The organism is Mesotoga prima MesG1.Ag.4.2 (assembly GCF_000147715.2).
In the GTDB taxonomy this organism is placed as follows: Bacteria; Thermotogota; Thermotogae; order Petrotogales; family Kosmotogaceae; genus Mesotoga; species Mesotoga prima.
The window spans coordinates 820,766-843,932 of the sequence record NC_017934.1 but is presented as its reverse complement, the minus strand read 5'-3'; the positions used below and the strand labels follow the sequence as shown (position 1 = coordinate 843,932).

Annotated in this window: 25 protein-coding genes; 12 read left to right on the top strand and 13 right to left on the bottom strand. The window is 44.5% G+C overall.

Features of this window, described 5'->3' with window-relative positions; all coding sequences use genetic code 11:
- The first annotated feature begins 24 nt into the window (after positions 1 to 24).
- Genes jag through THEBA_RS04085 form a run of 3 tightly spaced genes read left to right on the top strand, consistent with a single transcriptional unit; the run spans position 25 to position 1,340 of the window.
- Positions 25 to 732 (top strand): RNA-binding cell elongation regulator Jag/EloR, encoded by a 708-nt coding sequence (gene jag / locus THEBA_RS04095; RefSeq protein ID WP_014730563.1) that lies wholly within the window; start codon positions 25 to 27, stop codon positions 730 to 732.
- Positions 698 to 1,060 (top strand): cupin domain-containing protein, encoded by a 363-nt coding sequence (locus THEBA_RS04090; RefSeq protein WP_014730562.1) that lies wholly within the window; start codon positions 698 to 700, stop codon positions 1,058 to 1,060. Before jag ends, THEBA_RS04090 begins: the two co-directional genes overlap by 35 nt.
- Before the next feature lie 46 nt (positions 1,061 to 1,106).
- The gene (locus THEBA_RS04085) at positions 1,107 to 1,340 is read left to right on the top strand and encodes an FmdB family zinc ribbon protein (protein ID WP_014730561.1); all 234 of its coding nucleotides are present in this window, start codon (positions 1,107 to 1,109) and stop codon (positions 1,338 to 1,340) included.
- On the opposite strand, the gene tsaD is transcribed toward THEBA_RS04085, so the two are convergent.
- Both tsaD and clpX read right to left on the bottom strand, forming a co-directional pair.
- Positions 1,341 to 2,333, bottom strand: a complete 993-nt coding sequence (gene tsaD, locus THEBA_RS04080) for a tRNA (adenosine(37)-N6)-threonylcarbamoyltransferase complex transferase subunit TsaD (protein WP_014730560.1) — start codon at positions 2,331 to 2,333, stop codon at positions 1,341 to 1,343.
- On the bottom strand, positions 2,333 to 3,559 hold the full coding sequence (gene clpX / locus THEBA_RS04075) for an ATP-dependent Clp protease ATP-binding subunit ClpX (protein ID WP_039882879.1): 1,227 nt from the start codon (positions 3,557 to 3,559) through the stop codon (positions 2,333 to 2,335). Before clpX ends, tsaD begins: the two co-directional genes overlap by 1 nt.
- Positions 3,560 to 3,615: 56 nt before the next feature.
- Between clpX and THEBA_RS04070 the strand changes: the two genes are divergently transcribed.
- From THEBA_RS04070 to THEBA_RS04060, 3 genes are read left to right on the top strand one after another with little or no spacing between them, the layout of a single operon-like run.
- Entirely contained in the window at positions 3,616 to 5,256 is a 1,641-nt protein-coding gene (locus THEBA_RS04070) for a radical SAM protein (protein ID WP_014730559.1), read from the top strand.
- Positions 5,253 to 6,248, top strand: a complete 996-nt coding sequence (locus tag THEBA_RS04065; protein WP_014730558.1) for an asparaginase — start codon at positions 5,253 to 5,255, stop codon at positions 6,246 to 6,248. Before THEBA_RS04070 ends, THEBA_RS04065 begins: the two co-directional genes overlap by 4 nt.
- A gap of 1 nt (position 6,249) precedes the next feature.
- Complete coding sequence (locus THEBA_RS04060) at positions 6,250 to 7,689, top strand: AI-2E family transporter (protein WP_014730557.1); 1,440 nt, start codon at positions 6,250 to 6,252, stop codon at positions 7,687 to 7,689.
- An 86-nt stretch (positions 7,690 to 7,775) separates the two neighbouring features.
- Here the strand turns inward: THEBA_RS04060 and queA are convergent, their stop codons facing one another.
- Together queA and THEBA_RS04050 are read right to left on the bottom strand one after the other, a co-directional pair.
- On the bottom strand, positions 7,776 to 8,786 hold the full coding sequence (gene queA, locus THEBA_RS04055; protein ID WP_014730556.1) for a tRNA preQ1(34) S-adenosylmethionine ribosyltransferase-isomerase QueA: 1,011 nt from the start codon (positions 8,784 to 8,786) through the stop codon (positions 7,776 to 7,778).
- Positions 8,767 to 9,768, bottom strand: a complete 1,002-nt coding sequence (locus THEBA_RS04050; protein WP_236609206.1) for a ribonuclease — start codon at positions 9,766 to 9,768, stop codon at positions 8,767 to 8,769. The genes queA and THEBA_RS04050 overlap by 20 nt, the downstream gene beginning before the upstream one ends.
- Before the next feature lie 113 nt (positions 9,769 to 9,881).
- Here THEBA_RS04050 and rpmE point away from each other — a divergent pair, with 113 nt between their 5' ends.
- The 3 genes from rpmE (at position 9,882) to glgP (ending at position 13,239) form a co-directional block, all read left to right on the top strand.
- Positions 9,882 to 10,091 carry a 50S ribosomal protein L31 gene (gene rpmE, locus THEBA_RS04045; RefSeq protein WP_006492482.1) on the top strand — a complete coding sequence of 70 codons (210 nt, stop codon included), beginning with the start codon at positions 9,882 to 9,884 and terminating at the stop codon, positions 10,089 to 10,091.
- A 50-nt stretch (positions 10,092 to 10,141) separates the two neighbouring features.
- Positions 10,142 to 10,510: a S1 RNA-binding domain-containing protein gene (locus tag THEBA_RS04040; RefSeq protein ID WP_014730554.1), complete on the top strand. Its 369-nt coding sequence runs from the start codon at positions 10,142 to 10,144 to the stop codon at positions 10,508 to 10,510.
- A 161-nt stretch (positions 10,511 to 10,671) separates the two neighbouring features.
- Positions 10,672 to 13,239, top strand: a complete 2,568-nt coding sequence (glgP, locus tag THEBA_RS04035; protein ID WP_014730553.1) for an alpha-glucan family phosphorylase — start codon at positions 10,672 to 10,674, stop codon at positions 13,237 to 13,239.
- Between the two features lie 26 nt (positions 13,240 to 13,265).
- Here the strand turns inward: glgP and THEBA_RS04030 are convergent, their stop codons facing one another.
- Genes THEBA_RS04030 through THEBA_RS03995 form a run of 8 tightly spaced genes read right to left on the bottom strand, consistent with a single transcriptional unit; the run spans position 13,266 to position 19,237 of the window.
- Entirely contained in the window at positions 13,266 to 13,595 is a 330-nt protein-coding gene (locus THEBA_RS04030) for a hypothetical protein (protein ID WP_014730552.1), read from the bottom strand.
- A 7-nt stretch (positions 13,596 to 13,602) separates the two neighbouring features.
- Positions 13,603 to 14,397, bottom strand: coding sequence for a DUF72 domain-containing protein (locus THEBA_RS04025; RefSeq protein ID WP_014730551.1), 795 nt, complete (start codon positions 14,395 to 14,397; stop codon positions 13,603 to 13,605).
- On the bottom strand, positions 14,398 to 14,991 hold the full coding sequence (pduL, locus tag THEBA_RS04020; RefSeq protein ID WP_014730550.1) for a phosphate propanoyltransferase: 594 nt from the start codon (positions 14,989 to 14,991) through the stop codon (positions 14,398 to 14,400).
- A 14-nt stretch (positions 14,992 to 15,005) separates the two neighbouring features.
- A complete protein-coding gene (locus tag THEBA_RS04015) occupies positions 15,006 to 16,112 on the bottom strand; it encodes a GTPase (RefSeq protein WP_014730549.1) in 1,107 nt (368 codons plus the stop codon).
- The gene (locus THEBA_RS04010) at positions 16,109 to 17,161 is read right to left on the bottom strand and encodes a YqeG family HAD IIIA-type phosphatase (RefSeq protein ID WP_014730548.1); all 1,053 of its coding nucleotides are present in this window, start codon (positions 17,159 to 17,161) and stop codon (positions 16,109 to 16,111) included. The genes THEBA_RS04015 and THEBA_RS04010 overlap by 4 nt, the downstream gene beginning before the upstream one ends.
- The gene (locus THEBA_RS04005) at positions 17,139 to 17,381 is read right to left on the bottom strand and encodes a DUF4911 domain-containing protein (protein WP_014730547.1); all 243 of its coding nucleotides are present in this window, start codon (positions 17,379 to 17,381) and stop codon (positions 17,139 to 17,141) included. Before THEBA_RS04005 ends, THEBA_RS04010 begins: the two co-directional genes overlap by 23 nt.
- 9 nt (positions 17,382 to 17,390) lie before the next feature.
- Complete coding sequence (locus THEBA_RS04000; RefSeq protein WP_014730546.1) at positions 17,391 to 18,677, bottom strand: PhoH family protein; 1,287 nt, start codon at positions 18,675 to 18,677, stop codon at positions 17,391 to 17,393.
- A 2-nt stretch (positions 18,678 to 18,679) separates the two neighbouring features.
- The gene (locus tag THEBA_RS03995; protein ID WP_014730545.1) at positions 18,680 to 19,237 is read right to left on the bottom strand and encodes a 3'-5' exonuclease; all 558 of its coding nucleotides are present in this window, start codon (positions 19,235 to 19,237) and stop codon (positions 18,680 to 18,682) included.
- An 85-nt stretch (positions 19,238 to 19,322) separates the two neighbouring features.
- On the opposite strand from THEBA_RS03995, the gene THEBA_RS03990 reads away from it, so the two are divergent.
- Positions 19,323 to 19,631, top strand: coding sequence for a polyhydroxyalkanoic acid system family protein (locus THEBA_RS03990; protein WP_014730544.1), 309 nt, complete (start codon positions 19,323 to 19,325; stop codon positions 19,629 to 19,631).
- 3 nt (positions 19,632 to 19,634) lie between these two features.
- On the top strand, positions 19,635 to 20,387 hold the full coding sequence (locus THEBA_RS03985; RefSeq protein WP_014730543.1) for a histidinol-phosphatase HisJ family protein: 753 nt from the start codon (positions 19,635 to 19,637) through the stop codon (positions 20,385 to 20,387).
- Here THEBA_RS03985 and murJ read toward each other — a convergent pair.
- The gene (gene murJ / locus THEBA_RS03980) at positions 20,381 to 21,898 is read right to left on the bottom strand and encodes a murein biosynthesis integral membrane protein MurJ (protein ID WP_014730542.1); all 1,518 of its coding nucleotides are present in this window, start codon (positions 21,896 to 21,898) and stop codon (positions 20,381 to 20,383) included. The two genes, THEBA_RS03985 and murJ, sit on opposite strands and share 7 nt — an antisense overlap.
- Before the next feature lie 105 nt (positions 21,899 to 22,003).
- On the opposite strand from murJ, the gene wecB reads away from it, so the two are divergent.
- Entirely contained in the window at positions 22,004 to 23,161 is a 1,158-nt protein-coding gene (wecB, locus tag THEBA_RS03975) for a non-hydrolyzing UDP-N-acetylglucosamine 2-epimerase (RefSeq protein ID WP_014730541.1), read from the top strand.
- Positions 23,162 to 23,167: the final 6 nt, after the last annotated feature.

Genomic DNA, 23,167 nt, shown 5'->3' with positions numbered 1-23,167 from the left:
CCAGCTCAGGAGGTGTTAAACAAAATGAATCCAGTTGAATACAAAGCCGAGACCGTTGAAGAAGCCATCAGGCTAGCTCAAGCAGATCTTGGTGCTTATGACGATGAAATGCAAGTCACAGTGAAAGAGAAAGGCTCCAAGGGCTTCCTAGGGATATTTGGATCCAGGGAATCGATAATTGAAGTTTCCTTGTTGGACAAACACTGGGAAAGAAAGCTTCACGACTTCCTCAAGGGTATACTTAAGAATTTCGATGAAGAGACCTTTTCCGAAGTAAAGCTTGTTGGAAGAACGTATAGAGTCAGGATCGAAGGTGAAGAGGTTGCCAGACTTATCGGGAAGCATGGTAAAACTGTTGCCGCTTTACAGCACATATTAAACATTTACGCAAACAGGATGGCGCCTACCAAAGTCAACGTAACCGTTGATATCGGTGATTACAGACTTGAAAGAAAGAAACTGGTGGAAGAGATAGCACATAGGACGGCAAAGTCCGCAATATCCAGGAGAAGCAAGATCGTAATGGAACCGATGTTCGCCTTTGAGCGAAGGCTCGTTCACGAAGTAATTTCCCAGTATGAAGATCTGAAGAGCTATTCAGTAGGACTCGAACCTTACAGAAAAGTTGTGGTCGAATACAGAGACAGAAAATACTCATACGATAAAGCGTTTGATTCGAAAAGGAGGCGCTATGAAAATGTCAGAACGAATTCTGGTAGGCAAAGCGCTTGATGTCGAGCCTCAGTTTTTCGACAACAAAAATGTAAAGAGCGTTACTAAGCGAGTCCTTATTGGTAAAAAGAAGGGCGCTACGAATTTTGTGATGAGACTGTTTACTGTCGGAGAAGGAGGATATAGTCCTCACCATAGCCATCCATGGGAACATGAAGTCTTTATCATCTCCGGGGAAGCGGCCGTTGTTACTGACCAGGGCGTGATTAATGCTGGTAAGGGGAGCTATGTTTTTGTTCCCTCCGGCGTAAAGCACCAGTTCAGGAACACGGGAAACGGAGATCTGGAATTTCTCTGTGTGATTCCATCTTCGGCCGATGAGGAATAGAATAGATACAGCTAATAGAAAAATTCGATGCGAAGGAGGGACTCACGTGCCGTTTTACAGGTATAAGTGCGAGGATTGTGGAGAAGAAATCGAAGCCTTCCAGAAGATGTCCGATGAACCCCTTACGATCTGCCCAGCATGCGGGGGACATCTTAAGAAACTGGTTAATAATGTGGGAGTTGTTTTTAAAGGCGGGGGCTACTACAGTACCGATTCGAAGAAGTCATCAGCTTCTAAAAGTAGTAGCAAACCTTCAACTTCTACCAGCAAGTCTGAATAGTTAGAAGAAATCCAAAGTTAGGTAAGGTACGGCATTTGTCGAAAGAGGGGAGAATAGCCCCCTCTTAGCTTTTTCATGTGCCACTAATGCAATCATTGCAGCATTGTCTGTGCACAGGTCTACCGGTGGGAAGTAAGCCTTGATCCCGCTAACTTCAGATTGCACTCTTGCCCATTCTCGAAGAAGTGAGTTCGAAGCGACCCCTCCCGCAAAGGCTATTTCATCTAGATGTAAACTTTCAGCTGCGTCGAATGCCTTGGTAACGAGAGAGTCGACAATTGCTTCCTGAGCTGACGCGGCAACATCACTAACTGAAGCCAGGGGATTTTTTTTCATGAAGTACAGCACCGAAGTCTTTAGACCACTGAAGGAGAAATCGAAATTCCCCTTTTCACGAAGTGGCCTAGGAAAATGATACTTAGCTTGTCCTTTCTCAGCGGCCTCTTGAATTGCCGGCCCTCCAGGATACCCAAGTCCAAGCAGCCTTGCAATTTTGTCAAATGCTTCTCCTGCAGCGTCGTCGCGAGTCTTCCCCACAAGTTCGATCCTATCCCAATCTTTAAGAACTAGGATCTCGGTATGCCCACCAGAAACGAGAAGAACCATAAAGGGAGGTTTGAGAAGCGGATATCTAAGGAAATTTGCATAGACATGACCGAATAAGTGGTTAACACCGACAAATGGTTTATTCATCGCGATCGCCATTCCTTTAGCAAAAGAAAGACCAATCAGCAAAGATCCCACAAGTCCGGGACCCATAGTTGAAGCAAATACATCTATCTCTTTGATATCCAGATCGGCTTCTTCGAGCGAACGGGAAACCATTCTATCTATGATTTCAAGATGCTTTCTGGCAGCTATTTCGGGAACCACCCCACCAAATCTCTTGTGGATATCTATTTGCGAAGAAATCTGTGAAGATAAAAGACGGCCATCTTCGATGATGGCCACCGCCGTTTCATCACATGAGCTCTCTAGAGCCAGAACTTTCATCAGGCAGATTCTCTAGAGATTATTTCGGGAGAAGAGTTTTTGCTTATCACATCCTCGTTGATAACAACCTTCTCAACATTATTCATGGTAGGAATATCGAACATTATGTCAAGCATGACCTGCTCAATTACGCTTTTCAACGCTCTTGCGCCTGTCCCTCTTTTCATAGCCCTTTCTGCGATCGCGGTCATGGCATCATCCGAAAACTCAAGTTCTACACCGTCCAGTCCCAGAAGCCTCTGGTATTGCTTGAGAATCGCATTTCTCGGCTCACTCATAATCCTCTTCAGATCCTCCACATCAAGATCATTCAGAGCCGCCAAAACCGGGAATCTGCCAACGAACTCCGGAATCAAGCCGTACTGAATCAGATCATCCGGTACTACTTGCTGAAGGACTTCTCCAAGCCTAAGCTGATTCTTGCCCTTTACCTTTGCTCCAAAACCCATTGAGGAATCAAGAACTCTCTGTTTTATTACGCTGTCAAGGCCATCAAAAGCGCCCCCCACTATGAACAAAATGTTGCTTGTATCTACCTTTATGAATTCCTGGTAGGGATGCTTCCTGCCTCCTTGAGGTGGCACATTTGCAGTAGTTCCCTCGACAATCTTTAGAAGGGCTTGCTGAACCCCTTCTCCCGATACGTCTCTCGTGATCGATGGATTCGGAGATTTCCTTGCTATCTTATCTATCTCATCGATATAAATGATTCCTAGCTGAGCTTTCTCAACATCGTAATTCGCAGACTGAAGAAGTCTTAGAACAATATTCTCTACATCCTCACCAACGTATCCGGCTTCCGTAAGAGGGGTAGCGTCGGCGATTGCAAACGGAACATCCAGAATACGGGCCAGCACTCTAGCAATGAGAGTCTTTCCCGAACCGGTAGGCCCAACTAGCATTATATTGGATTTCTCAATTTCAACGTCATCTACATCATTGAAAACTCTCTTGTAGTGATTGTACACGGAGACAGAGATCGTTTTCTTTGCGTTCTCCTGACCAATCACATACTTATCAAGTTCTTTCTTGATATCTGCTGGGGTGGGCAGCTTTTTGCCAGGCTCCTTCTTAGCTTTCTGGTCCTGCTGAATAATGTCGTGAAACAGATCGACACATTCATTGCAAATGTACCCTTCTGTTCCTGAAATAAGCTTTTTCACCTGTGCAGCAGATCTTCCACAAAATGAGCAATGTCTTTCAAAAGGCAAAACTTTCCCTCCCATTAATCGCTATTTTTATTATACACTGGAATGGGATAGCTCGCACGTGGAGGTAATCGATGAATGCTCTTATTATAGACGGATACACCGATGAACCGGCAGCTTTCGGTGTGCCACCCTACATTTCACCAAGGATCCGCGCTATTGCAGGAGCCTTTCTGTTGAAAGGTATCGAAACGGATTATCTCACTATCGACTCTGTAAGGCAAGAAGGACTCTGGGAGAAAGGCAATGATTATAACTTCCTAATCGTATTTGGGGGGGTCACTACTTCAGGAAGGTATATTGGAGGAACTCCGATTTCAAGTTCCGAGATATCTCTTCTGCTCAAATCAAATTCCGATCCCACGAAAATCGTCAGCGGTCCAGTGGTGTCTGTTGGGTACACTTTGAGAGGTGGAACCACGGCCTTCACCCCTGATTTTGGAGAAGCAGATTACCTCTTGAGAGATGAGTTTGAAATTGCAGACTTTTTGGACCTAGACTCGGGAGGGTCTCGTTACTCTCTTCTTAACAGACTTTATCCGGCCGGCGCCGATGTAATCAGGCTTCATCCTTGTTTCCCGGATCTGATGGTTGAAATCGATATTTCCTCTGGTTGCGAGAGGTTGGATGGATACTGCTCGTTTTGTACTGAATCCATTCTCTATGGCCCCTATGAATGGAGAAGTATAAAAGGAATTGTCGCTGAATTCGAGAAGCTTAAGCAAGTTGGAGTTAAGGCAATAAGATTCGGAAGGAGTGCAAATGTAATTGCATATGGGTATGACCGTAGACGAAACACTCTTGATCCATCCTTGAGTGAAGAGCTCTTCAAATCAGCAAGGAGTATCATCCAACCTGAAGTCTTTCATATTGACAATGGAAATCCAATCTTTATTGCTCATCATCCGTCAGAATCAAGATCGGTCATAGAATCCGTAGTTAGGTATAATACAGTCGGCGACACCATATCATTCGGGGTTGAGAGCTTCGACGACGAAGTCCGTTCCTTGAACAATCTTGGTGGCAGCGTACAAGACATAATGTTTTCAATCGAGTTGATGAACGAAATCGGCAAAGAAAGAGTTGAAGGAGTGCCGAAGCTCTTGCCGGGAATCAATTTACTTTACGGCCTTCCAGGACAGAGCAGAAATAGTTTCGACATTGACTACGATGAGCTTGTCAGAATTCAAGAAAGGGGTCTTCTTTTGAGAAGAATCAACATCAGACAGACAATGATCTTTCCTGGCGCCCGGATATTCAATATGACTAGACCAAGAATCGACCACAGACTATTCGAAAAACACAAACATCGTATAAGAAGGGAAATAGACGCCGAAATGCTGAAGAAAACCTTCCCACTGGGAGCGATCATCCGTGGTGTAATCCCTGAATTTAGCGAGGGGATGATCTACTTTGGCAGACCGCTCGGTACATATCCTATTCTTGTCGGCAGCCCCGTCCGGTTTGAGGATAGAACCGATTTTGTAGTCATAGGCCACGGGATGAGATCCGTTACAGGTCTTCCAGTTGGAACAGAACTCAACAACCTAGGTGAAAGAGAAATGAGGTTCATCCCTGGAATTGGAAGGGATAGGGCAAAGTCCCTTGTGATAAAGAGACCAAGAACAAGAGAAGAGCTAATCAAGATTGTTGGCCCAGAAACTCACAAGACACTGTCATTAATAAAGACAAAACTAGGAGGAAAGTGGCTATGAAACAGAGGGTCGTTATAGTCACAACAGGTGGCACGATCGCAATGATTACGGATCCTGCGACTGGTGCTTCTGTACCGGCTCAGGGATTGAACAAACACGTGGCGGACGTCGACGGACTTAAAGATGTGGCCTGTACCGAGCACTACGAGTTTTCAAACATTCCAAGCCCATACATAAATCCCGAGACGATGTGGGCGCTTTCCAAGGTAGTTCAGAAGCTTCTCGATAGAGAGGAAGTTTGTGGAGTAGTTATTACACACGGCACTGACACGCTAGAGGAAACTGCGTATTTTCTAGATCTGACAGTCAGAAGCGAGAAACCAATTATCTGTACTGCTGCAATGAGAAACATCGACGAAATGGGAACCGATGGTCCGAGAAATGTATTGTCCTCAGTTAGAGTTGCAGTTAGTCCCCTTGCGATTGGAATGGGGACAATGGTGTGCCTTAACGATGAAATCCACGCCGCCAGAGAAGTCACAAAGACATACACTAGCAATGTTGCTACTTTTGACTCTCCCGGTCATGGACCACTGGGAATCGTGGATGAAGACACGGTGATTTTCTTTAGAAAGCCTTTGTTGAGGGCAGTATTCAATGTAGAAAAGATCGAATCGAGAATAGCCCTTGTAAAGACCTTTACAGGAGACGACGGTTCGATCCTGCGGATACTTCCCGATCTTGGATTCAAAGGGGTAGTTCTTGAAACATTTGGAAGGGGAAATGTACCTGTAGAAGTCTATCACGTAGTAAAATACCTAATAGAGGAGAAAGGGGTTCCGGTAATCATTACTTCAAGGTGCTTCAAAGGCCGTGTTCTTGGAGTTTACGGATATGTTGGTGGAGGAAAGAGTCTGGCCGATATTGGTGCAATCTTCGCTCAGGAACTATCCCCGATTAAAGCAAGAATAAAACTCATAGTGCTTATGGGGATCACAAAGGAGATTTCGGAGATTGAAAGACTCTTTAAACTCCCTTTGAAGGGGGCATAAAGTGAGTCGTGAGATTTTGAAAAAACCTCGTTTCAATGCTGCAATTTTCACCCTGTTCTACCTGGCTCTCTTTTTTATGGTATTCTCAGTTTCGTTGCAAACTGCAATGATTTTCTTCGCAACTTTCACGGTTGTCATAATATTGGAGCCATGGGCGAGATTTGCAGAAAGAAGTTTTCGCATTAAAAGGTCGATCTCTCTTGGCATAGGGCTGGCGGTGATTTTTTCGGGTCTCACGCTTCTGATCGTGTTCCTTACTACCCCCGTTGCAAAAGAAGCTTCCAAGTTCTATAACATAGTGAGAGACTTCTTTCCCTCCGCTGAAGAGACCGAAATAACTTCTTTCGAAGTAAATGCAAACATAGATACATTTCTTTCCGAAGAGGAGTTTCTTTCAAAACTCTCTCCAGAAGAGGTTGAATCCTTGGATCTGCTGTCAAAAGATCTCAAACGTTACTACTCAGATATCATGGACCCGATCACCGCAGACTCGGAAGACCTGAATGAGGATCTTGCCTTACTTGAGGAGACCCTGAAAAACAGAAGCGATTATGTCGTAATTATCAGCAGCAGTAAGCAAAAAAACGCTTCATATGAAGAGATACACAAAATCATTTCGAATTATCTTAACCCAGAAGCGGCGGAACTGCTTTCAGCTTCGGTTCTGGATAATGCAATGGTAGTTCATTCACAAGAACTGTGGCGCAACGTAGTTGATTACTTCATGCCGAAAAATATTGACCCATCAACACAAAGAGCCACCTACGAAAGTGTGAGAAACTTTCTCATTCAAGTGCAGAGCAGCCTAATGAAATTTCTGCCTGGTATACTTGAAAAGATTCCAAGCTTCTTAACCAGTACGGGACTTGTTCTATTCTTTACCATTGTAGGCGCGATTTACCTGAGTTACTACTTCCTCACTGTGAAGGATTTTATTCCCAGATTCTACCCCAAGAAAGTGCGTGGAATAGCTATAAGCTTCCTCGAAGATACTTACAAGAATCTAGAGCGATATGTAATTTCAGTGGTAGTAATCGCCTTGATCGTTGGGGTGGTGGTTGGCATTGTTGTGCATTCTATGGGACTTAAATACAGTCTTTTGATGGGTACGTGGGCCGCCTTCACAAATCTAATACCCATTGTCGGTGTCCCTCTTGAGTTCATTCCTCTTTTCTTGCTGGCAGTGTCTACTCAAGACCTGGTTCTTGTGATTACCTTAATGATAATACTAGTGATTGTACACGCATCTGCGTTTATACTCTTCCTGGTATTCATGAAGGGATACAACAGGATAAACCCGGTGATAATTATCTTGATGATAGTTATCGCCGGACAGCTCTGGGGGCTTTTTGGTGCGATTATTGCCGTGCCTTTTGCGATAGTCCTTAAGATGACGTGGATGCATTTTTTCTCTCCAATGCTCGAAGAAGAAGAGCAGTAGGGCACCTTTTTTCCCGCAAAGAAGACGCCTTATTCTTTCGTATAAGACTTCAGCTTGGGAATTTCTAGCATCTCAGAGCCGCTTCTCTATAGTATCAGACAGGCATCACCGAACGAGAAGAACCTGTATCTCTTTAAAATGGCTTCTCTGTAGGCAGAGAGAATCAGTTCCCTCCCGGCGAATGCAGAAACGAGCATAAGAAGGGTAGATCTCGGTAAGTGAAAGTTAGTTATGAGAGAGTCGGTCGCTTTGAATGTATAAGGAGGATAGATAAAAATATCCGTATGACCGCTATCACCTACGATGCAGCCGTGGCGAGCAACTATACTCTCCAAGGTTCGCACGGTAGTAGTTCCAACCGCTACTATTCTTCTCTTTTCGGTTCTGGCTCGCTCCAATCTCTCTGCAACCTCCGAAGAAACGGAGAAGAATTCATTGTGCATCTTGTGGCCGTCTACTGTTTCTGATTTGACGGGTCTGAATGTGCCAATTCCGACATGAAGAGTAATGAATTGAACATCGACGTCTTTCTTCCTAAGTCTTTCCAAAAGAGTATCCGTAAAGTGCAATCCCGCAGTGGGGGCAGCTACGGAGCCTTCCGGCCGAGAATAGACCGTCTGGTACGACTCTGGATTGTCTGGGTAGTATTTGACGTAAGGTGGAATTGCTAAGAGGCCTGCTTTTTTTACGTCTTCATCTGTTACGCTACCAAAATCTAGTATCCTGCTTGAATCATCGCAGTGTTCTATTACTTTGCAGGAAATTTTATTGAACAAGAGCACGTTTCCAGGTTTGATTTTTGACCCGGGCCTAACTATGGCTTTCCAGAGGCCCCCGCCAAGCTTTTCCGTAAGGACGGCCTCCACTTTGGCCCCTGTTTCCTTTTTGCCGAGGAGTCTTGCCGGAATAACACGACTGTTGTTTAAGACAAGAACATCTCCCGGATGAAGAAAATCCTCGATTTCTGCGAATACTCTATGCTCGAATGAGTATGTCTCCCTATCGATAACCAATAGCCGGGAACTGTCTCTTGGAATGGCTGGTTTCTGAGCTATCAGTTCTTCCGGAAGCTCAAAATCATAGTCTGAGACTTTCATCGATTTCCTCCGGTCTGATAATCGTAATATCTTCAGCAGCATGGTCCAGGAACCTGTCGTAGGTTATCACTGCCGAACCGCCCTCTCTCGCCAAAAAGATTAGCCGATCATCGGCAGGAGAGTATGTCTCGACTTGAGGAAGTGACAGAAGCCTATTGAGACTCTCCTGCTGAAAGCCGCCGATAGTATATCTGATGTTTGCATCAAACACTATCCTATAAGGGAACAAAGCAATCCTGCAAAGAGCCATTCTTAGGAAGAGATCATCGATTCTTTTTAGATCGGCATGATCGGTCATCGAAAAAACAACATTGCTGCCGTCAATAACGACAGGTCTAGAATGATTCGACATAATGGCCGTCTTAACGTAGGGATGTGTGAACCTGAGATTGCTGAGCAGCCTTTTTTCGGATTTCGAAAGAGAAGCTACAGCATTTCTAAGGGTCTTTATTTCTGAGATATCTGTGTAAACAGCTCTTATTAGTCTTTCAGAGAGATTGGAGCTTCTATTATTCTCCTCCCTTTCGAAAAGCAAAGCAGCTTCGAGCATAACGAAATCCTGAATCCCATGCTCACCAACTGAGCGAGTTAGGGATTGCCATTCTTTGTAATCATCGATCGATTGAATTCTCTCTTTTACCGGGCCAGTAACTGGAGGATTGTTTCTCGGATCCACAAAAAAAAGCAGGTGCCCCATATCTGAGACTGATGCTTTGGACAGTGTAGAAGCATATTCAACCCTATCTTCGGGTGCCCTGTCTCTTTCGCGGAGTATGTCGATCGAAAATTCGATCTCTTCATAAGAGAGATGGGCCAATCCGCTTATTCTCCTTTGGATTTTTGCAATCGTTGTACTACTTACAGGGCTTCTCTTTAGAGCCCTATTTAAACTCTCGACACGCTCCTTTCTGTTACTATAAAAGGCGTAAAATCCTTGGGAAGAAGCGGCCTCTTTCACAAAGTTCAATATATCGTCAGTCATCATTACTCACCGTTCCAGTACAGCATTCAGCCATAATTAAGTCTTTGACACGCTTTCCTCTCTATGATATAATGAATTCTGTGCAAATTACAACATGAAGAGGTGAAGCCCCGATGAAAAAAGAAATGCACCCTGAGATGAAGCTAGTGACTGTAAAGTGTACGTGTGGCGCGGAGCACAAGTTTTATTCAACAAAGGAAAATATCAAGATCGACCTTTGCTCGAGCTGCCATCCCTTCTTCCGCGGAGATGCGTCTTCTATGATTCTCGACACTGAGGGAAGAGTACAGAAGTTCAGAAACAAATACGGAGACAATTACTGAGCAAGCGTTTTGCGCAAACTCAAGTATATAGTCAATTGGAGGTTAGTCATGTGAGTGTGAAAGTGGGTACCGTTGTTGAGGGAAGTGTGACTTCTGTTAAGAAATTTGGAGCGTACGTAAATCTTGAAGGCGGAGAAGAGGGTTTCATCCACATTTCAAAAGTCGCAAGGGAGTACGTGAAGAACATTGAAGACTATCTCAAAGTTGGTCAGAAAGTGGAAGCAAAGGTTCTCGGAACTACGAAAGACGGAAAGTGGGAGCTGTCTATAAAGGATTTGAAAGGCAAAGGTTCAGAAGAGGCGCCTACAAGCCAGGATTTCGAGAAGAAACTAGCCAAGTTCATGAGAGATAGCGGCGAGAAGATTTCTGCCTATAAGAGAAGACTCGACAAGAAAAGAGGTATCCGTAAAAGACCATAATGGAAGAGCGAAAGTTAGATAGAATTAAGGGAGCTAGGCTCCCTTTTTTGTAGCTCTGCTAGCAATTCGTAGAAATGGCGAGCGAAATGATAGTAGGAAAGCACAGACTTGCATAAAAAGGTATAATTGGACAGAATTGCCAGAATTAGGAGGTTATTGCTATGTACTTCCTCGAAAGAGTGATGGCAGTACCACGATTACCGGAGAAGCTAAGAAGACTTGAAGAACTTTCAAAGAACCTTTGGTGGAGTTGGAACTACCGCGCTCAACAGATGTTCAAATACATGGATCCAGAAATGTGGTATCAGGAAAGAAGGAGTCCCATAAGGCTTCTTCGAAGGATAAGTCAAACCAGACTTTATGAGCTTTCCGAAGACAAACCATTTATTGAGATGTATGAAAGTGTTGTAGGAGAGTTTGATGAATATATGGGTGGGAAAGATACCTGGATGGATAGAGAACATCCGGACAGAAAGGAACAATGTATCGCGTATTTCTGTGCCGAATATGGCTTCCATGAATCTTTCCCGATCTACTCCGGGGGTCTTGGGATTCTTGCTGGAGATCACTTGAAGACTGCCAGTGATATGGGACTGAACTTCGTTGCCGTCGGTCTTTTATACAGGAACGGTTATTTCGAACAGAGAATCGACGAGTCGGGCTGGCAACAGAACATATACCACTCTTATGAATTTGAAGACTTCCCCGTAGTTCCCGCACAGGATGACTCGGGAGATGAGATATTTGTTAACATCGACTTTCCAGGCAGGAAAGTCTGGGCGAAAATCTGGAAGACAGCCGTGGGAAGAACATCTCTCTATCTACTTGATACAGACATTCCCCAAAACGAGCCGGAAGACAGAAACATAACTGCTACACTCTATGGCGGTGACCGGGAAACTAGGATAAAACAAGAGATTCTCCTTGGCATCGGCGGAGTGAGGGCTCTCAGAATGCTCAATTATTCGCCGAATGTTTGGCACATGAATGAAGGGCATGCGGCCTTCCTTTCTCTCGAGAGAATCAGAGAGCTGGTTCAGAAGAATTCGATAGATTTATCCACAGCTTCAATGATTGTCAAATCAGGCAACGTCTTTACCACTCACACTCCTGTGCCCGCCGGAAATGACACGTTCAGCCTCGAGATAATCGACAAATACTTCCGCGATTTCTGGAGCACAATAAGAGCCGAGAGAGATGAATTCATAAATCTCGGGATTGAAAGACTTCCGGGCGGAGGCCAGCAATACAGTATGACCGTTCTAGCCCTTAGATTGTCCGCTCTAGCTAATGGAGTCAGCAAACTTCACGGAAGGGTAAGCAGAAACCTTTGGAATCATATCTACCCCGACCTGCCGGCTGTCGAGGTCCCAATATCTCATGTTACAAACGGAGTACATATCTGGACCTGGCTGAACCCAGATCTGGTCAAACTTCTTGACAGATATTTGCCTGTCGGTTGGCACGAAAAAGTGTACGACCCCGAAATCTGGGAGGCAGTGGACAAAATACCCGAAGAGGAGATCTGGAAATTGCATATGTCGCTAAAATCCAGGGCCAGAAACTTTCTCCAAGGTAGGCTCAAGAGGCAAAGAATGAGACTTGGCGAAACCATTGAAGATCTTATGGAAGTCGAAGAAGCTCTTCCCGAGGATGTTCTTACGATTGGATTCGCAAGGAGATTTGCCACATATAAGAGGGCGACGTTAATTTTCAAGGATATCAACAGGCTGAAGTCGATAATAACGAACTCTGAAAGACCGGTTCAGTTTGTCTTTGCCGGGAAGGCTCATCCTGCAGACGACCCTGGAAAGGAACTGATAAGAAAGCTTTATGAAATTTCCAGGACTCCTGAATTCAAAAGTCGAATCATTATAGTCGAAAATTACGACATGAACATAGCTCGACACTTGGTGAGCGGTGTCGATGTATGGCTCAATACACCGAGAAGACCTCATGAAGCTAGTGGAACCAGTGGTGAGAAGGCTGGTATGAATGGAGTTCTGAATTTCAGTGTTCTAGACGGCTGGTGGGTAGAAGGCTTCAACGGAGTAAACGGCTGGGCCATCGGCGACAATAGAGATTACAAGGACCACGAGCTTCAGGATAGAATTGATTCCGTTTCCATTTACAGCTCACTTGAAAAGGAGATAATTCCCCTTTACTACTCTAGAGACGAAAAGGGAGTTGCCAAAGAGTGGGCAAAGAGAATGAAAAACTCTATCAAAGAAATCGGAAGCAAATTCAATACTCACAGGATGATCGCAGACTATGCTGAGGATCTATATTTCCCAGTCGCCGATCTTTCCAAAGAAGTCGAAAAAGATGATTTCAAACTCGCGAAGAGTGTTGCCATCTGGAAAGACAAATTCAGTTCAAGCTGGAATGCCATAAGAATCAAGCCCAATATGATAGGTGAGACTTCTGCAAAGTCCGTTAAGGTAGGACAGGAGATTTCTGTTTCAGCGAACATATATCTCGGTACTATGGATCCTTCTGAGGTTCAGGTCGAGATCTTCGTGGCAAAGATGAATGACGAAGGAGAAATGGACGGGTTTAGTCTTTACCCCATGAAGTTAGTTAAGGAAGATGTTCACGGCGAATATGTCTATGGAGGCAAATTCACCGTAGCTGAAGAAGGGCAGCTTGCATACACTGTTAGAGTAATTCCCAACCCCGAAAGACTACCTCACAGATACTTCATACCTGTTGCAAAATGGATTACGTAGAGGGAACCCGCCTAATGGCGGGTTTTTCAACTGTAGGAAGAAAAATCGCTTAATGTTCTCTCAAAATCACCGGGGGAAATATCTCCCCACAAAAGAGATTTATACAGACCTGGAACGCTAATTATCGCTTTCAGCTCTTCATCAAGGAAGACTCTTTTCCTTGGGTCGTAATAACCGTCCAAGATGACTTCCGTTGATTCAGAACCGGAAGTAATCATGCTAATAACGGCATTATAGACCTCGGTGATCTCAACTTCCCTCAAGCCAAGTTTCTGAAGCTGTTCATAGATCTCATGAGTTTCGTTTCCCTCAGCTATCATTCTGAGAACCACATTTATGTAATCAGAAAAGGTCATTCTTTATTCAGGCACCTCCTAAGATGTCTCTCATCAGGAGAGCGTTGTGAACTGCTCTTCCCATGTAGCAATTATTAAAGAATACATAGACCGGTAGATCATGCTTATGAAATTCTAGCACATCGAGTGCAAAACGTCTCAAATCAGTTTTCGGGTAATCGTAGTTGTACCTCTCACTGCCCTTGCTGTTGAACCAATCGGGATTTCTCCCGTGAAACCTGAAATAAGCACCCCTGGAACCTGATCTCGGAAGATATGGAAACAATCCACCAAATGAAGGTTCGTCAACGGTTACAGGTACCACACCCAATCTGTCAATGGTTTCGAAGACCTCTTCAGCTGCCCAGCTCTCGTGCCTGAATTCGAAAGCGAGCAAATTCTTATCTGAACTGAAAGTCTTTGCGACTGCTTTAATGTAAGACATATTCTCTTTGTTGTTCTTGAAGGACCAGGGAAACTGAAAAAGCAACGGGCCCAATCTTCCCTCTTCTTTCATTGGAAAAAGAGCATTATAGAACTCATCCGAGATCTCTTCTAGCTCGTTGAGACCGTTCTTCCATATCTCATGAGTCACTCTTCCCGGCGCTTTTACTGCAAAGATCATCTCACCAGGTATCTTTCTAATCATTCCAGTAACTGTCTTATATGTTGGCATTCTATAATAAGTAAAATTTAGTTCAACTGAGTTGAATCTCCAAACAGAGTGATAGTATCTCAGCATCTGAGAAGAGCTTATCTCCGCTGGATAAGCAGTACCCACCCAGTCGGGGAATGAGTATCCGCTCGTCCCCAGATAAATCACTTAAAGCTCCTCAACAATGTATACCGGATCGTCGTTGTTGAGAATGGCCGCATTTGCTTCGTCTACATCTACATGAAACTCCAGAGCGTAACTGGAATGAACTCTAACTAGAACATCGTCGAATACTACTTTCCTCGTTCCGGAACCTTTAGCGTACACCATAACGATATCCTTGTCCTTAACACCAAAGATTTCGGCGTCCTCAGGCGTCATGTGTATGTGCCTCTTAGCCAGCATTACTCCAGAATTCAGCACTACCGTTCCTTTAGGACCGACAATCGTGAGACCGGGCGTATCCGTATGGTCGCCGGAATCCTTAATTGGTGGCTTTATGCCAAGAGTAAAGGAATCCGTTCTAGATACCTCTATCTGAGTTGCCTTTCTGGCAGGTCCAAGAACTCTTACTCCTGTGATCGCACCTTTGGGACCCACGAGAATCACTTTTTCATCACATGCAAACTGGCCAGGTTGTCCAAGATCCTTGACTGGAGTAAGCTCATGACCCTTGCCGAAAAGACTCTCGATATCTGCTGCACTAAGATGAAGATGACGGTTTGAAACGCCTGTCTTGATTGCCGGTTGCTTGAGTTTCACAAAAACACCTCCAGTTATTTCTGCTTCTTGAATTTTTTCGCGCCAATAAGTCCCTTTCTTACTTTTGTGGCAACACCCTCTGGGGTAGTTACAGCGATCGTCAGAGGACCTTTTGCCACATTTATCCATCCCATTCCGAATATATGAAGCTCTTGACCGGTTATAAGTCTGAATCTTTCGCTTTTCCATTTGTAATTGCTTCGAATCGACTCCGAAAAAGGAGGTTTCAAGATTCCTCCATACCATCTGTCCCACTCTTCGTTTCCCGTATCGGAATTAGTCTCGTGCACTGTTACACTTTCAGGAACAAAGACATGGAATATCCCGACCGGATCGCTCTCATTTTTTACATCTAACCTAACAAATCCACCAAGAAAAACTGTACGAACATCGTGAAACTGAATCGTCGATTTGTTAAGCTTCTTGCGTGGAAGGAATCTGCTTTGATCTTCTACACTCAGAAGGTCTGTTATCCTGTCCTTTGTGAAGATTCCGGGCGTGTCATAAACGGTGAATGCGGAGCCGCCGACTTTCTTAGAAGCTACCTTCACAGTCGTTCCAGGGAATCGGCTCACTGTAAGTTCTTCAGACTGTATAAGACCATTAAGAATAGAGGATTTCCCAACATTTGTCACTCCTACGGAGACAAACTCCTCGGAAGCCGATTTCAAATAAGAGAAGAGTGATTTAAGACCATGATTTTTCAGCACAGAAACGGGTCTAACGGTTTCCTTAGGTACTTTAAGCATACTGGCCGCCCAGTCTCTTATCTCGTCGATTTTAACCTCCCTAGGCAGAAGATCTATCTTGTTCAGTATGTAGTGAACGGTGTGCTCCTTCAGGAGTCTCAAGATATCTCTTCTACAGGTCCCGTCGAAATCTGAAATATCAATGACGTAGATAACATCTTGCGCAAGATCGAGGTATTCTTTTAGGTTGTCGATTGAATGAACGACTCTATCGTCTTCAGAAAGAGAACCATAGTGTTTGATCAAAAAACATCTACGACACAGTACTTGTTTCCCCGACTGAAGCCTGGATTCCATGACCGATCTGGATATGTAACCTAAACCGGCTGGGTCATCATGCTGGAGCTCAGCACCGCAACCACCACACTTCATCTATCCAACGCCTCCACTTCGGGATGCTTCCTCATCTTGCTCAATATGAGACTCTCTACTCTTCTCACAAGCTTCGTCCAGAAGAACTCCCTGTCGGAAATCGGTTCTACCTTAACCGTATAAGCACCCAATAAGTTCCCCATGATGATATCTGTGAATAGCTGATCACCAACAATTACCGTCTTGTATGGAGGTATACCGAAATCTTTCAATACACGTTTTGCTTTGAATGTAAAAGGTTTTCTTGCCCGACTAATAACCTTTGTCTTACCAAGTTCTCTTTCGATTTTTCCAAGTCTATTTGATTTCCCGTTTGAAATCAAAACCACTTCAAGGCCAAGCCGCTCTACTCTGCTTATCAGCAATCGTTTCTCCTTCGAAACGCTGGTAGCTCCCCACTTTTCGAGGGTGTTGTCAAAATCGAATATTATCAGTCTATAACCAGAATCTTTAAGTGAATCAAAATCAATATCCATAACGGTCGTTGCGAAAAGGTGGGGCGTTGCTAGTCTTCCGGTTCTGAATATCCAACCAACAGTGAAGAAAAAAACGAGATAGGCCGCAATTGTGACCTTCCCCAGAAGTCTCTTATACCATTTATGGCTGATATCCACCAAAGGGGATACCAGAATTGAGTACATACCCATTCTATTTCCCGCAATTATATCCGTGAAGAAAAGATCGCCAATTATTACTGTCTTTTCGGGTCTCGATTTCATCTCGCTGAGAACTTTCCTCAGCTCCTTTGTCCCGGGTTTCCTCATCGAGTGATACACTTTCAGGTCTTCTCCGAAGAGATCCTTCAGGTTCTTGACTCTCGACTGTGGTCCGTTAGTAACGACTCCAACCTTCATTCCAGATGAAATCAAGCTATCTATAACGGGCTTGTTCCTCATGTCGAAAGGTTCTCTCCATACAGCAATTGTGTTGTCATAATCGAAGAGAATCGTACTGTAACCGAGTTTTCGGAGCCTCTCGTAGTCTATCTCTCTTACGTTTTCTGCCTTTTCGTTCGGTACTGCGTTATCAAGTATGTCCAGGATTCGCACGAATCTCCACCACTTCCAGTTCAATACGGTTCTTAATGCTTTGAAGAAAACTCTTGACTTCCTCCAGCAGATCGGCGGGGACGATTATCTTAAGTAGTCCTTCGTCAGTAACATGCCTGATGTTCATCAGATTGTCTTCTGCCTCGGCAATATAACAAAGCACATGAATGTCCTCTGGCCTGATTTTTACGAAGAGATCATATTCCAATATCTCACCCATACATAAACCTCATAGCAAATCTGCGGCCAGACTTGCAAGTTCTGATCGCTCACCTTTCATCAGAGTGATGTGGCCTGCGAGTTCTTTGTCCCTAAATCTTGACGCCGCATATGTCAAGCCATTGCTGTAAGCATCGAGATAGGAATTATCTATCTGGTAGGGATCACCGATAACGACGATCTTGGTATTCTCCCCCACCCTCGTTATAATCGTCTTGATTTCATGCGGAGAAAGGTTCTGAGCCTCATCAATTATGAAGTACTGGTTAGGTATTGACCTCCCCCTAATATAACTTAGGACCTCAACTTCCAATTGTTCTCTCTTCTTCAAGAATGAGTCCATGTCCATATGGCGATTGCTGAACAACAAATAGAGATTGTCGTAAATTGGAGTCATCCATGGATCTATCTTCTCCTCCATCGAGCCAGGAAGATAACCTATATCCTGTCCCATCGGGATAATAGGCCTTGCAACAAGCAATCTCTCATACTTCTTTTCATCTACAACCTTCCTCAGACCACAAGCAAGCGAAATCAGCGTCTTACCAGTTCCGGCAATTCCTGGTATAAAGACGACCCTCACCCTATCGTCCAAAAGCAGTTCCATGGCCATCATCTGTTCGTAATTTCTGGGCTTTATCCCCCAGTTGCTTGTATCCATTGTGACTTCAAGAGGAACTATCATTTCGCCGTCGGGAGTTACCCTTCCGAATATTCCCTTTCCGAAGTCAACAAATTCATTTGCCCCAACGGAATCGGAGAGTTCATCCACCGAAAGCTCGTCCCTATCTATGAACTTGTCTCTAAGGGCTGAGTCGTCAAACGTGTGAACTCCTGAGAGCTTGTCGTCGATTTCAACTTTATCGTGAAGGTAGTCTTCAGCCTTCATCCCCATTATGTCGGCTTTGACTCGCATGTTGATATCCTTACTGACAAGTATCACAGGAAGTTTATCTACGAGTTCAAGTTCTTTCATATATAGAAGGATAGCGTTATCCTTGTACCCGCTTGCTGCAAAAGGCGGAAGCTGGCTCTTGAATTCATTGAAGACTGCTATTCTCAGCGTGCCGCCCGACTCCAGCCTAACACCCTCGGTCAGTCTGCCCTTAGATCTCAACGAATCGAGAAACCTGTTGACTTTTCTAGCATTCTGGCCAACAGATCCCGAGTTTTTTTTCAGCTTGTCTATCTCTTCAAGAACGGGAAATGGAATGATTAGATTGTTGTCCTCAAAATTGTCAAAACAGTATGGATCATGAACAAGAACATTGGTATCGAGTATAAAGTCTTTTATCAAACTTAACCCCTCCACTTCTTTTCGTATTTGACCATTTGAGATATGCCCCCGAGTCTTCTTGCCAATGCCAGAAAGACTTTTGCTGTTACCCTGGCATCGTCCATCGCCCTGTGAGTCGGAACATCTCTTATTCTCAACCTCTTCGCAATGCTCTTAAGACCATAAGGCCCTTCGGAAAAGACTTCATGAGCTATGTCAATAGTGTCAATGTAGTTATTTGCTAAGGGCAGTATTCCGGTTTCTTTCGATGCAATATCAAAAAAAGTCATGTCATTAACGATGTTATGACCTACAATCGTGGCTCCTCCAACGTAATTTCGGAATCTTGGGAAGACCTCTGCCATTGTCGGTTCATCTAACACATCCTCATTTTTCAGCCCGTGAATGCCTGTAATCTGCGCCGGAATCATTACAAGCGGATTCACGAGCGACTGAAATGATAGATTGTGCAAGATCTTGTTTCCATAGACCGGAATAGCTGCAATCTCAAGAATCCTATCCCCTTCAAGGGGACTGGATCCAGTTGTTTCTGTATCAATGACTAAGTAGATCTTTTTCATTTCTAAACCTCCGTCAAAATTTTACCATGAGACCGCTTATACTACCGGCTTCCTCTTTACTATACAATTGAGAGAGGTGATTCATTTGAAAGAACTTTCCGTTATCATCGAGCACACACTCGGAATTGAAGAGGCAATAAAGAGATTGAATAAGAAAATCGAAGAGCTGAAGAGTGAATATGAAGGGAAGTTCGCCCTTGACTCGACCTGGGAAGACGACTCCCTGAGATTCAGGTTGAAGGCGGCCGGAATGAAGACAGAAGGTTCTGTGAAGTTTGCCGATTCTACTGTTACGCTATCAGGAAAACTACCCTTAACGTTGGCTGCTTTTAGAGGAAGGATCGAAAGCACTTTGCGAGCTGAGCTTCTAAAAGTTCTATGTGACTGTGACTGAGAAGTGTCTGTAGATCTGCATAACCACAGCTCCTTTTCCCCTGACAGTCAGACACCTGTGGAGGAAATCGTTGAGGAAGCAATTCTTAAAGGACTGAAAGTTATAGGAATCTCCGACCATGATGATCTTGACGATTCCTTCCCTGATAGCTACAGGATGAAAGATCCTGAAATCTATTTGAGGAGCCTTTCTCGCATGAAAGAGAATTCAGTTATCAAGGTTCTGGCGGGTCTAGAAGTCGGGCTTCAGTCATGCGCAAAGACCTTACCTGAAGGTGACTTTGATTACTTCATTTACTCGGTTCACGGAATTCCCGGAATTAAAGACCTGACTTCCGGGGACGTTTGGACGCTTTATCTGGAAGAGGCAATCGAGGCGATTTCCGGTATCGACAGACCGGGTTTTTTCGGTCACATCGATTTTCTCAGAAGATATCTTCCCGGTCATAAAGCTCTTGACAACGAGGAACTTCTTTGCGAATTACTGAGGAAGCTCATAAGAGCCGGTATCGGAATTGAGATAAACACATCGGGTTGGCGTTATCCTTACAAAGAACCTTCACCGCAACGCTGGATTGTGGAGAAGTACTTTCTCTGTGGAGGGAAGTTTGTGACAATAGGTTCAGATTCTCATAGAAGGGAGGACGTAGGTAGTCACGTTTCCGACGCATTACTTCTGCTGAAAAGCATTGGATTCAAGGAGGTCTTTTACTGTGAAAAGATGGAATACAAACCCGTTGCGTTGACTATTTATTGAGAACTGCTTTTTTTGTTCCGCAAGAGATCTCTCAATTTGAAGAGATTCCCAACACGAAGTATCCTTGCCGAAAGAAAATACACTATTATTCCTGCAACAAGAGTCAACGAAGTCGAAATGAATCCGGTTCCAAATAAAGTCCTCCCAACAATCATGACGCATGACATGACAAGCGAAGCAAGTATTATCTTCAAAATGGCAATAATCTTTTCTCTGTCGTATCCGCTCCACCTAAACAGTGCAACCGAAACGGTAACTGTGCCAACGATTCCGGCCACACTTGTTGCCAATGCAACGCCAAGCGGCCCAATTGTAAAACCAAGCAGAATATCTAGTGCTACATTGACGCTTACCATGATTGCGGAGATGATAGTCGGAGTTCTGGGACTCTTTCTCGCATAGTAAGCCCTTGATAAAACCCCATACGATCCATAGAAAGGCAATCCCAGAGTATATCCGTAAAGAAGAGACGTGGTAAACGCAGTATCGGATGGTGTAAAAGAACCCCTCTCAAAGAGAATCCGAACTATTCCTTCACCCAGGACCAGAAGACCCAGAGTCGAAGGTATGATAAGAAAGGCGAGCACAGTCAATGAGTCCCACAGAGCCTTCCTGAAACGGTCTCGCGCATCGGAACCGGAGAGTTTCGATAATCTTGGAAGTGCTACAGTGGCGACAGCAACGGCGAAGACGCCCAGTGGAAGTTGATAAAGCCTCTGAGCATACCCCAGGCTAGAGACTGCGCCTCGACCCAGTTCAGTGGATACTCTTACATCTACAAAGGAATTGATTTCGTTTATAGCCGGAGATACGGCCGAAAAAAGGAAAAGAATAAGGAACTCCCTTACATCACTTTTGCTGTATCCCGGTTTGAAGACAAAGCCCTTCGATTTGGCCGCCAGAGCTACAACAACCAATTGGATTACCCCGCCAGCCAGGAAACCTATAGTCGGTCCGACAATTGGTGGCGAAAACCTTTCTGAAAGCAGAATCCCTGCGATAGTTGAGAGATTTATGAACATTGGAGAAACCGCCGCAATGAAGAAAGCATCGAGACTGTTGAGAACTCCGCAGTAAACTGCCCATAGAGAAACAAGCGCTATGAATGGAAAGGAGATTCGAATTAATCTCGATGTCAGGTCCAATGCATCCTTATCGAAACCCCCGGCAAATACTGAGGCTACCCCCTCTGAAAAAACCATCCCTCCGGCGGAAATCGATCCAGCAACAATCACTACAAAGACAATGACAGTAGAAGCAAAGACAAAGGCCCTTTCTCTTGAAATCTTGAGCTTTTCGTTGAAAACCGGAACAAATGCCATGGTCAAGGCGCCGTCTGCGAATATCTTTCTAAGGAAGAAGGGGATCATTATTGCCACAAGATATGCATCATATTGAGCAGAAGTACCAAAGTAGTTTGCAAAGAGGGAGTCTCTCGCGAGACCCGTTAATCTGGATAACATAGTTGCTATGGCAAAGATAGCGGTGCTTCTCACAGTGCTTGCCGTCATAGAGACCTCCAGACAAGATTATAATACATGAAATGTGTCGGTGAGCAGCTTGTGCTCGTCGATACTCTCTAAGATGTTGAGTCGGGAAACTGTGATATACTGAACATGGCTTTTGTGAATGGAAAGAAGGAGGGAACGGCCAGACGGCTGAAGAAGATGAAAAAGGTAGCGCTAATTTTCGGGACGAGACCTGAAGCTGTGAAGATGGCCCCTGTGTATCTTGCTCTGAAGAATTCACCAATTAGACCGGTAGTTATAGCAACGGCACAGCACAGAGAGATGCTCGATCAAGTTTTATCCTTATTTGGCATAGAAGCGGATTTTGACTTAAACATAATGCAGGAGAGACAGTCACTGGCAGGCCTTACTTCAAGGTTGATAAGCAAACTCGAAGAGATTTACTCAGAGAACGTCTTCGATGCGACTCTGGTTCAGGGCGACACAACTTCTACGTTTGCAGGAGCACTTGTCTCCTTCTATCACAAGATTCCCGTAGGTCACGTTGAAGCAGGACTCAGAACCGAAAACATATATGACCCCTTTCCTGAAGAGATTAACAGAAGGCTAAACGGAGTCATCTCATCATTCCACTATCCCCCCACTGAAAATGCGAAGAACAACCTTCTGAAAGAAGGAGTTCCTGAAAACAAACTACTGGTAACTGGCAACACCGTGATTGATGCCTTGCTCTGGGTAACGGAGAATCGATCCGTACTCACTTCGAGTTTTAGAGAAGCACTCGGTGTAGAGGAAGATGAGTACATACTGGTAACCATGCATAGAAGAGAAAACTGGGGCGAGCCGATGCGACAGGTCATGAAAGCAATAAAGGACATACTTAAAGAATTTCCGAAGATGAAAGTTGTATTTCCCGTTCACTTGAATCCCGCCGTAAGAGAGGTTGTTTATCCTGAGCTGGAGAAACATGACAGAATCGTCTTAACGGATCCACTCGATTATCTCCCTTTCGTATCGTTGATGGAAAAGGCGAGGATAATACTGACCGACTCCGGCGGGATTCAGGAAGAGGCTCCAGCTCTGGGGAAACCAACTTTGGTACTAAGAAAAACGACGGAACGACCGGAAGCCATAAAGGCAGGAACCGCGAAGCTCGTTGGAACAGACAGAGATTTCGTCTTCAATGAGACAGTCAAACTTCTAAGAGATTCTGATGAATACAGGCGAATGGCAAACGCAAAAAATCCGTTTGGAGACGGTACTGCATCAAAGAGAATCTTGAAGCATCTTTGCGAGAACCTTTAGATAATG

Bases quoted from the DNA above. Each gene is read 5' to 3' on its own strand.
- THEBA_RS04070 (WP_014730559.1), top strand. From the start codon at position 3,616: ATGAATGCTCTTATTATAGACGGATACACCGATGAACCGGCAGCTTTC.
- tsaD (WP_014730560.1), bottom strand. From the start codon at position 2,333: ATGAAAGTTCTGGCTCTAGAGAGCTCATGTGATGAAACGGCGGTGGCC.
- THEBA_RS04050 (WP_236609206.1), bottom strand. From the start codon at position 9,768: ATGACTGACGATATATTGAACTTTGTGAAAGAGGCCGCTTCTTCCCAA.
- wecB (WP_014730541.1), top strand. From the start codon at position 22,004: ATGGCTTTTGTGAATGGAAAGAAGGAGGGAACGGCCAGACGGCTGAAG.
- rpmE (WP_006492482.1), top strand. From the start codon at position 9,882: ATGAAAAAAGAAATGCACCCTGAGATGAAGCTAGTGACTGTAAAGTGT.
- THEBA_RS04065 (WP_014730558.1), top strand. From the start codon at position 5,253: ATGAAACAGAGGGTCGTTATAGTCACAACAGGTGGCACGATCGCAATG.
- clpX (WP_039882879.1), bottom strand. From the start codon at position 3,559: ATGGGAGGGAAAGTTTTGCCTTTTGAAAGACATTGCTCATTTTGTGGA.
- THEBA_RS04090 (WP_014730562.1), top strand. From the start codon at position 698: ATGTCAGAACGAATTCTGGTAGGCAAAGCGCTTGATGTCGAGCCTCAG.
- THEBA_RS04030 (WP_014730552.1), bottom strand. From the start codon at position 13,595: ATGACCTTTTCTGATTACATAAATGTGGTTCTCAGAATGATAGCTGAG.
- THEBA_RS03995 (WP_014730545.1), bottom strand. From the start codon at position 19,237: ATGAAAAAGATCTACTTAGTCATTGATACAGAAACAACTGGATCCAGT.
- THEBA_RS04015 (WP_014730549.1), bottom strand. From the start codon at position 16,112: ATGAAGTGTGGTGGTTGCGGTGCTGAGCTCCAGCATGATGACCCAGCC.
- queA (WP_014730556.1), bottom strand. From the start codon at position 8,786: ATGAAAGTCTCAGACTATGATTTTGAGCTTCCGGAAGAACTGATAGCT.
- murJ (WP_014730542.1), bottom strand. From the start codon at position 21,898: ATGACGGCAAGCACTGTGAGAAGCACCGCTATCTTTGCCATAGCAACT.
- jag (WP_014730563.1), top strand. From the start codon at position 25: ATGAATCCAGTTGAATACAAAGCCGAGACCGTTGAAGAAGCCATCAGG.
- THEBA_RS04005 (WP_014730547.1), bottom strand. From the start codon at position 17,381: ATGGGTGAGATATTGGAATATGATCTCTTCGTAAAAATCAGGCCAGAG.
- glgP (WP_014730553.1), top strand. From the start codon at position 10,672: ATGTACTTCCTCGAAAGAGTGATGGCAGTACCACGATTACCGGAGAAG.